Consider the following 1,901-nt stretch of genomic DNA (forward strand, 5'->3'; position numbering starts at 1 on the left):
TCATTAATCACTTTGTCAAAAAATTCATAATTTTTCTTGATAACAGTTGAATATTCAAAGGAAAAGTAATGCTCAATATAGATTTAGAACAACTTCTTTACACGGTACAAATAGATTTCCAAACAGAGATTACTAAGATTGTTGAACAAGTTTTTAGCAACATTGAGTTTCAGTTATCTGCTCGAAAAATCGGTAAGGTTCATGCAGCTTTAGTTGTACCGCAAATGTATTTGAAATCATTAAATAAAGACTCTCAAAATATTTTTGACACTAATTTAGCTATTACTTTTAAAAGTAAAAACCGCGCTGTCGGAAATTTTCAAGTAAATTATTTACCTAAAATAAATATCTTAACTATATCTGGGTATTACAAAGATGGCACCGCTTATCTGTGTTATTCTCCAGCGATGAATCCCGATTGGTACAATGGCAAAGGTTATAAAATAGCTCGTCCTGATTGTATTGGAGAAAAGTTTGAGTTGTTAGCGAACAAGTTTTATCCATTTTTTGAAGAATGTTTTGCAGTTTAATTCTAATTAAACCCATTGTCAGGATGGCTATAGAGCGACAGATTGTTGTCACAAATCTAAATCCTTCTGCATTGCATATTCTTGCACATTTATACAACTTTATGCCAACAACCATAAAAGTTAGACTTTTTTACAGTCAAGCTTACAAGCAAGAAGAACTTAATTGATAATTTGTCGTTACAGTCAAATAATCTGTTGCTCTATACAAACTTTTATTTTCATGTCAAAACAGCGTATGACATTCTTAGGCATTTTTCATATTATTCTTCAATCTTCCTCACCTTTATATTCCTCTTCATCCTCCTCATATTCATAATCAGCATAGTCTTTCCCGTGTTTTTCGTACCACAGGCGTTCTTCCTCTTGAGCCGCCTCTCGCTGTATCCTTTTCCGTTCTGCCATCTCTGCTTCTAGGCGTTCTTGCGCTAATTTCTCCTTCTCAAACCTTTCTCTTAAGAGCCTTTCTCGCTCTTGGGTTTCTTGCTCTACCCTCTCCCTCTCAAGTCTGATTAATCGCTGCTCAACTCGTCCACAGTAAAAATCTAATGCTTTACCCGTCGCGGCTCCGGTAACTGTACCACCCAGTAGAAAGATGAGTCCGGTTTTCCAGCCTTCAATCGGGCCACCACTCCATTGCAAACTTTTTTGGTTAAACCATACCAGCACAGAAAAGACAGAAATTCCAACTACTGTATTGATCAGCGCAAAAATTCTTGGTGTCATCTCAGTCTGGTGCAGGATCAGCCACTGCCCCAGCCAGAGTATTGCACCAAAACAATTCGCAATTCGCAATTCGCAATTAAACATTAGGCATAATTTCGCTTGCTCTGAATATTAATATTAACTGTTTTATTTTTCCTAATTGAAATTAGGAGCTTGTACCAAAAATGAATAAATTTCCAATTTCTTCCATAATTGCGAACTGCGAATTGCGAATTGCTAATATGATCTGGATATCTGAACGGATCTAGTATCATGTTAATGATCAATTGGCACAAATATCAGCAGACAGAGCAAAAAGCCAATTAATAAGCCCACAACGCTTATCAGGCTCCAGTAGCGACCAAGATAACCGAGGCGGAATTCTAGTATCCACTCTTGTACGGGAAGCATTGTAATGTAAAACGCGATCCCTGCACTGACTTAAATCTTGCATTGGCAGTTGTTTTACCTTTATATTTAGCGTATTTGGCATAACCGTGCCAAAACGGGCAAGAAAGATACTAACCTAAAACCAATCGAAGCGATTATTACTGAAAGGTTTCTCAGTACACACGATCGCTTGGGCGGTAATAACATCGCGCTCTGGAAAAGGATTTGCCTTTTTACTGGTTGTTGCGTGTCAGAAGGGCTTTGTTGCATGAAACAGAA

General features: G+C 37.4%; 3 protein-coding genes and 1 pseudogene. 2 read left to right on the top strand and 2 right to left on the bottom strand.

The features are described 5' to 3' along the window. The first annotated feature begins 68 nt into the window (after positions 1-68). A complete protein-coding gene (locus A4S05_RS37995; protein WP_069074890.1) occupies positions 69-530 on the top strand; it encodes a hypothetical protein in 462 nt (153 codons plus the stop codon). A gap of 195 nt (positions 531-725) precedes the next feature. Continuing rightward, a pseudogene (locus tag A4S05_RS44445) lies at positions 726-782 on the top strand (DUF1993 family protein); the annotation flags it as partial. 15 nt (positions 783-797) lie between these two features. Here A4S05_RS44445 and A4S05_RS44055 read toward each other — a convergent pair. Next, positions 798-1,337 carry a hypothetical protein gene (locus A4S05_RS44055; protein WP_069074892.1) on the bottom strand — a complete coding sequence of 180 codons (540 nt, stop codon included), beginning with the start codon at positions 1,335-1,337 and terminating at the stop codon, positions 798-800. A 372-nt stretch (positions 1,338-1,709) separates the two neighbouring features. Continuing rightward, on the bottom strand, positions 1,710-1,901 hold a 192-nt coding region (locus A4S05_RS42830; protein ID WP_218108022.1), incomplete at its 5' end, for a hypothetical protein.

It is taken from the genome of Nostoc sp. KVJ20, assembly GCF_001712795.1.
Lineage (GTDB): Bacteria > Cyanobacteriota > Cyanobacteriia > Cyanobacteriales > Nostocaceae > Nostoc.

Coding starts and splice junctions, on each gene's coding strand:
- A4S05_RS44055 (WP_069074892.1), bottom strand. CDS start 1,337: ATGTTTAATTGCGAATTGCGAATTGCGAATTGTTTTGGTGCAATACTC.
- A4S05_RS37995 (WP_069074890.1), top strand. CDS start 69: ATGCTCAATATAGATTTAGAACAACTTCTTTACACGGTACAAATAGAT.